The sequence below is a fragment of the Cytobacillus praedii genome (assembly GCF_001439605.1).
GTDB lineage: Bacteria > Bacillota > Bacilli > Bacillales > Cytobacillaceae > Cytobacillus > Cytobacillus praedii.
The window spans coordinates 662-8168 of record NZ_LMBX01000044.1 but is presented as its reverse complement, the minus strand read 5'-3'; the positions used below and the strand labels follow the sequence as shown (position 1 = coordinate 8168).

The following is a 7507-nucleotide window of genomic DNA, read 5'->3' as shown; positions in this document are numbered from 1 at the left end:
AAAAAAAAAAAAAAAGCTTAAGAAAACTCTTATGTTAATACTGAGTTTTCTAAGCTTTTTAATTTCAAATGGCTGTGCTAAACAATTTGTTCTTTCTGCGCATTTATTCTCTTTCCTTGCTTTAATTTAAACACAATAATTCCTGCAATCATTAACGCAAGCCCGACTAATTTGTTCATTGTAAAGGAAATGGTTTCAAATCCAAACCATCCAAACGTATCTATTAGCACAGCTAAAAATATTTGGGAAACAAGAACAATGGAAATAGCATAGGCTGGACCTAGCATCCGGATTGCCTGCATGATACAAAAGACAACTCCTACCCCAAGGAATCCACCAAATAAATATACTTTGTTCACATTTCCTACAGCGAAGAGCCTCGTATCATCCATGATGATGAACATTAGAAAGGATGTAAAAAAACCTAATCCAAGGACAAGCGTTGTGGTCGCCCACAAACCTACCTTTCCACTTACTCTTGTATTAAAGACCGTCTGCAAGCTAATAAAAACACCAGCCATTACAGCGAATAAGATCCCTTTCATGCAATTCCTCCTTGCTCATTCATAAATATTTCCATCCGCACGTTCTTTCAGACGCTCGATATCTTTTATATACAGCGAACCTTTTTTTCGCAGAATAATTCCTTCCTTGCTTAGTTTGTTGATAACTCGATTTAAATGACGGTAGCTTGTGCCAATCAGATCTGCAATATCTGTCAGGTTTGATGTTTGCATTTCTCTGTGAAAAAGGGAACCTTCTCTTTCTGATGAGAGTGACAACAAGTAGCTTGCGAGCCGCGTTTCAACAGGATAGAGCATATTCAGACTTGTTGCATGTGATTCCGTATAGAACTTTTCCGTTACAATTGCTAGTAAAAAGTTCAGGAACTCCATTTGATTAGTTTTCATCCCTCTTAATTCGTCAAAATGAACACCAATCATCCGCCCTTCACTAATAGTTTCAACCGTATTGAATGCTTCGGTTCTTTTTACATACTCTACATCCCCAATTACAGCCAAAGGGGTTTTGAAACGTACAATGAACGTCTTGCCTTCAGCAGATGTAGCAAAAATCTTCACCTTCCCCTTTACAAGGAAATACATTTTCTGAATTTCTTCACCCTTCAAACATATAATTTCTCCTTGCTGAAAGTGGTATAAAGACAGTTTCCCTTTCACTTCTTCTGAAAAAATCCGATTCAATCCGAGCTGTTCCAAATATTCTAATAAACTATTTTTATCAATTATTTCCTTCACATATTATCTCCTTTTACAATTTAAATATAGTCACTCCCGCTATCATCATACCCATTCCGATCACCTGATGAATCGTAATCTGGATTTTATTCATGCCAAAAAGCCCTCTTGCATCTACTAAAAATGCACAAAGCAGCTGAGCAATTAATAGTATGGCAATTGCCATAGAGATCCCAAGCAATTGAATCGCAGCCATTTCTCCAATGACAATTACAACACCTAGCATTCCACCAAGTACATATACAAAAGGAACCTCTTGAAACCCCTTCCTCTTTCCATCACGAATAAACAAATAAATAATTGCAGAAAAAACAAACCCAATGAGATGAACAATGGTGGTCGTGTGCCATGGACTAAGCTCCTCACTTACTCTTGAATTAAATACACCTTGCAGAGAAATGAACACTCCAGCAAGAATGGAAAATAGGATTCCTCTCAAGCTTTTCTCCTCCTTACATTTCTCTCTATTAAAATACAAGGGGGAGAATACCGGAAAGGACATATGTCCATTTTTATAATAAAAGAGGCTCAATTTCTAAATAGAATTGAGCCTCTTGCTGATTACCCTGCAGCTTTTTCCGAGAACTGACTGTTGTAAAGATCGGCATAGAACCCATTTTCCTCAAGAAGCTCTAAATGTGTCCCTTGCTCAATCACTTTCCCTTCATTCATGACAAGAATTAAGTCAGCATCCTTAATTGTTGACAGACGATGAGCAATAACAAAACTTGTCCGTCCTTCCAGCAATCGATTCATCGCCTGCTGAATAAAGATCTCTGTCCTTGTATCCACACTTGAAGTCGCTTCATCCAATATCATGATTGGCGGATCTGCAAGAATCGCTCGTGCAATTGTCAAAAGCTGTTTTTGACCTTGCGAGATATTAGATGCTTCTTCATTTAAGACCGTCTCATAGCCATCTGGCAATGTGCGGATAAAGTGATCAGCATGGGCTGCCCGTGCCGCAGCAAAGATCTCATCATCCGTTGCTCCATCCTTTCCGTAAGCAAGATTATCCTTAATCGTTCCGTTAAAAAGCCATGTATCTTGTAGTACCATCCCAAAACTTTTTCTAAGATCTCTACGTGACATATTCCGTGTATCAAGACCATCAATCTTAATCTTCCCGCCATTTAGTTCATAAAATCGCATCAGAAGGTTAATCATCGTCGTTTTTCCTGCACCTGTTGGTCCAACGATTGCTACTGTCTGACCAGGTTCTACATTAATATTCATATCCTTAATTAGTAAATCTTCTCCATATCCAAAATCCACATGTTCAAAGGTAACTGCACCTTGCGCACGTGATAAAGACTCGGTCGTCACTTCTTTTTTCTCCTCTTCTTCATCAAGAAGTTCAAAGACACGTTCAGCTGCTGCAACTGTTGCCTGTATAATATTAGCGATATTGGCTGTTTGTGTTATTGGCTGTGTAAATTGTTTGGAATACGTAATAAATGCTTGAATATCCCCAATTGTAATGGCTTTCTGCGTAACCAAAATTCCGCCGACCACACTAATGATGACATAGCTTATATTGCCAATAAAAAACATAATCGGCATAATAATACCTGAAATAAACTGAGCTTTCCTTCCAGCAGTATATAATTCCTCATTAACAGCATCAAATTGCTCTAAGGCCTTTTTTTCATGTCCAAATGCTTTTACTACCTGATGGCCCGTATACATTTCCTCAATATGTCCATTTAATTGGCCAAGTGTCCTCTGCTGATCTGCAAAATGCTTTTGTGATCTTTTCAAAATTGGTCCGATGGCAAACATTGAAACCGGCAAGCTAATCACTGCAATCAACGTCAGAATTGGACTAATAGAAAGCATCATAATAATAATCCCGACAATTGTAACAATTGAGGTAATGAACTGTGTCAAACTTTGCTGAAGCGTACTGCCAATTGTATCAATATCGTTTGTCACGCGGCTAAGAGTTTCTCCATTTGAGCGGCCATCAAAATATTTAAGAGGCAGTCTTTCCAGTTTTTCATTAACATCCTCTCGCAGATCATACACGGTCTTTTGAGCAACACTCGACATAATATATTGCTGCAAATAGCTAAACAAGCTGCTAAAAACGTATAATCCAGCAAGAATCAGGAGAATTTGGCCAATTTTTGTAAAATTAATTGCCGCCCCAGGAATACCTTGAAACTTCCCATACGCTCCTTCAAATAATTCAGTTATCGCTGTTCCCATAATTTTTGGACCAGCAATCATGAAAATTGTACTCAATATCGCAGCAACAAAAACAGCAGCCAACTGGTATCTTCGAGGTTTTAGATATCCTATTAGACGTTTCAATGTTCCCTTAAAATCTTTCGCTTTTTGCCCCATCATCAACATGCTTCCTCCACCTGGACCTTGCCCCAACTGGTGGCTATTTTGAGCTTTCTTCTTGCTCATGCGATCTCCTCCTCTGAAAGCTGTGAAAGGGCGATTTCACGATAAACGTCATTCGTTTCAATCAGCTCCTGATGTGTACCAATCCCTGCAATACGTCCATTCTCTAAAACGATGATACGATCTGCATCAACGACTGTACTGATCCGCTGGGCAACAAGCAGCACAGTTGCATCCTTTGTTTCCTCTTTTAGTGCTTGACGAAGCTTAGCATCTGTTTTGAAATCAAGTGCAGAAAAACTATCATCAAATATATAAAGGTCTGGTTTTCGAACAAGTGCTCTAGCAATCGACAATCTTTGTTTCTGTCCCCCCGACAAATTGGATCCGCCCTGCTCAATTTCTGACTCAAATCCATCTTTCATTAGTTGTATAAAATCTTCTGCTTGCGCAATTCGTGCAGCATGTTCAATTTCATCCTGTGATGCATTTGGTTTTCCAAAACGAATATTCTCAGCAATTGAACCAGTAAAAAGCATAGCTTTTTGCGGCACGAAGCCAATCTTTGAACGTATCTCGCCTTGTGGGGCTTCTCTAATATCAACTCCATTTACACAAATAGCTCCACTAGTTACTTCATAAAAACGTGGAATCAAATTAACGAGTGTTGTTTTCCCTGAGCCGGTCCCGCCTATAATTGCTGTTACTTCACCCTGATTGGCTGTAAAACTAATATCTGTCAATGCAGGTTCTTCAGCACCTGGATAACTAAAAGTCACATGTTCAAATTCGAGCGTCCCTTGCTCACGATCTGCTTTCAGCTTCCCTTCATCAAGAAATGCCGGTTTCATATCCAGTACTTCATTAATCCTCTTCGCTGATACTGCTGCACGCGGTATCATAACAAACATCATAGAAGCCATAACAAGTGCGAACATAATTTGCATAACATATTGAATAAACGCCATTAAATCCCCTATTTGCATAGCTCCATTGTCAATGCGAATTCCACCAAACCAGATAATTGCAACAACCGTCAGATTCATTACAAGCATCATCACCGGCATCATAAACGCCATGACTTTATTCACTTTAATTGAGACATCGGTCAATTCTTTATTCGCTTTCTTCAGGCGTACTTTCTCCTGTGGTTCACGATTAAATGCTCGTATCACTCGAATCCCTGTTAAATTTTCGCGCAAAACAAGATTTAAACGATCGAGTCGTTTTTGAACGGTTTGAAAAAGCGGCATCCCCTTTTTAAAAATAAAAAGGATCGATCCAATTAACACAGGCATTGTGACAACCATGATAAGGGATAATTCTGCATCTTTTGAAACAGCCATTATGATTCCCCCGACTAACATAATCGGTGCACTTACAACCATGCGGAGCATCATGATGACTACTTGCTGGATTTGGGTAATATCATTTGTTGTTCGTGTAATGAGTGATGCCGTTCCAATTTCATCAAATTCCTGCAGTGAAAACTTCTCCACATGATTAAAAACCTTTCTCCGAATATCCCGGCCAAGTCCCATTGCAGCATTAGATGAATAATAACTCGCAATAACAGATGCTAATGCGCCTAACGCTGAAACAATAAGCATTAAACCACCAATTTTCCAAATATAAGGTGTGTCCCCTAAAACAACTCCTTTATCCACGATATCTGCCATCAATGTTGGCAAAAAAAGCTCAGCCATCGATTGTATAAAGACAAGGCCCAAAACCGCTAAAATAATCCATTTATAGACAGACAAATGCTTCAATAATTTTATCATTTCATTTCACTCCATTCCCTGCAGTTTGGGATTCTAAATAGGTGGATAGGAGAAGATGTGATTCAAGCAGTTCTTCATACTGTTTGTCTGTTAGCTGATCAATAGCAGTTTGAAATAACTGATGAATCCCACCATCTTGAAGATGCATCTTTTTTAAAAATTCCTTCCCTTTTTCTGTAACTGTCAATTCCATCTCGCGTCGGTTCCCCTCCACTTGCTGACGGCTCAGAAACCCTTCTTGAGCAAGCCCATCCACAGCATGACTTAATGTGCTTTTTGGAAGAAAAGTTTGTTCCCCAACCTTTTTCTGTGTCATTTTCATTTCCTTATTTAGAGTAATTGTCATCAATATCGTATATTGCGGGACAGATAACCCATTCTCCACTGCAATTTTTTGAACGAAGCGCACAATATTCTTCTGCACACTCCAAAATGAACGCAATAGTTGTGTTGAGCGCGCCAACTTATGATTGTCATTATCCATTAAACTTTCCCCTTTCTCTACTGTATGATAGTTCATTTCCGAACAGTTCATTATAGGAGTATTTAAATCTACACTTTTTTATTTTTGAAGGCAAGCAAAAGGAAAATCGTAAAGCATAATTGCAGAAGTTGGCAGTGAAAAAAAAGACCAGCTAACTGTACATTAGCTGGTCACTTTTTCAAGTAATTTTTAGAAATCCTTAGAATTAGATTTTGAAGGCAATATATATCCTTCTCCTTTTTCATATAGCCTCAATAATTTCTGAATGAAGCTAAGCTTAGGGACAACATAGTAAGCAATAATTGCTGAAACAATGCTTATTAATGCTCCTGCAGCGACATCAGCAGGATAATGCACGCCTACCCACATTCTAGAAATCCCAACTAAGATAGCCGCTATTATCCACAAAAATCCATACCCTTTCTTAAAAAGCCAAAAGGTCATACAAAACGAAAAGAAAAGAATGGTATGGTCACTTGGAAATGAGTTCCCCACTGTCTTTTCTATTAATTTATTCACGTTGTCCAGTTCAACAAAAGGCTGATAGTTTGAATGTAGTGTTCCTGCTAGTTTACCGATGATTTCAGCAAAAATAAAAGTAATCCCTGCACTTATAACCATCATTCTATTCTTATACTCACGAGTAAACCAATAAACGATCGTTGCCAGAGCTAAAAGATATACTGTATATTCAGCAATAAAAACAAACGGAGGATTTAAATATGTGTATTCTTTCCCTAAGTCGTTAATCATTCTAAATATATTGATGTTAGTTTCTGTAAAAGACATTTGCTGCTTTCCCTCCTATTTCCTTTCTTATACTACAATTATGTCCTATGAGTTGTAAATGGAAAATCTGTTTACCTTACACTTTCTTACAATTTTGTAAGGGATGAGTTTAAACCAAGGCTAAGTAGCTAAATAATCTTTTAGCCTGTAACACTTATGAGTTCTAACGGTAGCAAGAGCCAACAATGTAAAAAATGGATAACTAACTATATCTCAAAGATATGGTTAGTTATCCATTTTTCACCTATTCCTTCAAAGAAATAGGATAAACTATCTATTCATAAATGATGGGCCTAAATGGACTCGAACCATCGACCTCACGCTTATCAGGCGTGCGCTCTAACCAGCTGAGCTATAGGCCCGAAANAATGGCTGGGCTAGCTGGATTCGAACCAACGCATGTCGCAGTCAAAGTGCGATGCCTTACCGCTTGGCTATAGCCCACTGAAGTTCCATCATGAATGATCAAAACAGGAACATTTAATTTCAAACATTTCAANGCGGCTGATGGGAATCGAACCCACGAATGTCGGAACCACAATCCGATGCGTTAACCACTTCGCCACAACCGCCATAATTATATGGCAGGGGTAGTAGGAATCGAACCCACACTGAAGGTTTTGGAGACCTTAGTTCTACCTTTAAACTATACCCCTGTAAATGGTGGAGGGGGGCAGATTCGAACTGCCGAACCCGAAGGAGCGGATTTACAGTCCGCCGCGTTTAGCCACTTCGCTACCCCTCCGAAAACTANGCTGATGGGAATCGAACCCACGAATGTCGGAACCACAATCCGATGCGTTAACCACTTCGCCACAACCGCCATATTTAAAATG

Annotated in this window: 7 protein-coding genes and 5 tRNA genes; all 12 read right to left on the bottom strand. The window is 39.0% G+C overall.

Annotation, left to right across the window (positions count from 1 at the left end):
- Nucleotides 1–77: 77 nt before the first annotated feature.
- The gene (locus tag ASU02_RS24935) at nucleotides 78–545 is read right to left on the bottom strand and encodes a DMT family transporter (RefSeq protein WP_057768231.1); all 468 of its coding nucleotides are present in this window, start codon (nucleotides 543–545) and stop codon (nucleotides 78–80) included.
- A 15-nt stretch (nucleotides 546–560) separates the two neighbouring features.
- The gene (locus tag ASU02_RS24930; RefSeq protein WP_057768228.1) at nucleotides 561–1259 is read right to left on the bottom strand and encodes a Crp/Fnr family transcriptional regulator; all 699 of its coding nucleotides are present in this window, start codon (nucleotides 1257–1259) and stop codon (nucleotides 561–563) included.
- 13 nt (nucleotides 1260–1272) lie between these two features.
- The gene (locus ASU02_RS24925; RefSeq protein WP_057768225.1) at nucleotides 1273–1698 is read right to left on the bottom strand and encodes a DMT family transporter; all 426 of its coding nucleotides are present in this window, start codon (nucleotides 1696–1698) and stop codon (nucleotides 1273–1275) included.
- 122 nt (nucleotides 1699–1820) lie between these two features.
- Nucleotides 1821–3677: an ABC transporter ATP-binding protein gene (locus ASU02_RS24920; protein WP_057768222.1), complete on the bottom strand. Its 1857-nt coding sequence runs from the start codon at nucleotides 3675–3677 to the stop codon at nucleotides 1821–1823.
- Nucleotides 3674–5398 carry an ABC transporter ATP-binding protein gene (locus ASU02_RS24915; protein ID WP_057768219.1) on the bottom strand — a complete coding sequence of 575 codons (1725 nt, stop codon included), beginning with the start codon at nucleotides 5396–5398 and terminating at the stop codon, nucleotides 3674–3676. Before ASU02_RS24915 ends, ASU02_RS24920 begins: the two co-directional genes overlap by 4 nt.
- A 1-nt stretch (nucleotide 5399) precedes the next feature.
- Nucleotides 5400–5882, bottom strand: a complete 483-nt coding sequence (locus ASU02_RS24910; RefSeq protein ID WP_057768217.1) for a MarR family winged helix-turn-helix transcriptional regulator — start codon at nucleotides 5880–5882, stop codon at nucleotides 5400–5402.
- 189 nt (nucleotides 5883–6071) lie between these two features.
- Nucleotides 6072–6671 carry an undecaprenyl-diphosphatase gene (locus ASU02_RS24905; protein WP_057768215.1) on the bottom strand — a complete coding sequence of 200 codons (600 nt, stop codon included), beginning with the start codon at nucleotides 6669–6671 and terminating at the stop codon, nucleotides 6072–6074.
- Between the two features lie 288 nt (nucleotides 6672–6959).
- Nucleotides 6960–7033, bottom strand: a tRNA-Ile gene (locus tag ASU02_RS24900).
- Between the two features lie 7 nt (nucleotides 7034–7040).
- A tRNA-Gln gene (locus tag ASU02_RS24895) sits at nucleotides 7041–7115 on the bottom strand.
- A 56-nt stretch (nucleotides 7116–7171) separates the two neighbouring features.
- A tRNA-His gene (locus ASU02_RS24890) sits at nucleotides 7172–7243 on the bottom strand.
- A 10-nt stretch (nucleotides 7244–7253) separates the two neighbouring features.
- Nucleotides 7254–7327: transfer RNA gene (locus ASU02_RS24885), tRNA-Trp, on the bottom strand.
- A gap of 5 nt (nucleotides 7328–7332) precedes the next feature.
- Nucleotides 7333–7416: transfer RNA gene (locus ASU02_RS24880), tRNA-Tyr, on the bottom strand.
- Nucleotides 7417–7507 lie beyond the last annotated feature (91 nt).

Excerpts from the sequence above, each read along its gene's own strand:
- ASU02_RS24920 (WP_057768222.1), bottom strand. The coding sequence starts at position 3,677 with ATGAGCAAGAAGAAAGCTCAAAATAGCCACCAGTTGGGGCAAGGTCCA.
- ASU02_RS24910 (WP_057768217.1), bottom strand. The coding sequence starts at position 5,882 with ATGGATAATGACAATCATAAGTTGGCGCGCTCAACACAACTATTGCGT.
- ASU02_RS24935 (WP_057768231.1), bottom strand. The coding sequence starts at position 545 with ATGAAAGGGATCTTATTCGCTGTAATGGCTGGTGTTTTTATTAGCTTG.
- ASU02_RS24905 (WP_057768215.1), bottom strand. The coding sequence starts at position 6,671 with ATGTCTTTTACAGAAACTAACATCAATATATTTAGAATGATTAACGAC.
- ASU02_RS24915 (WP_057768219.1), bottom strand. The coding sequence starts at position 5,398 with ATGATAAAATTATTGAAGCATTTGTCTGTCTATAAATGGATTATTTTA.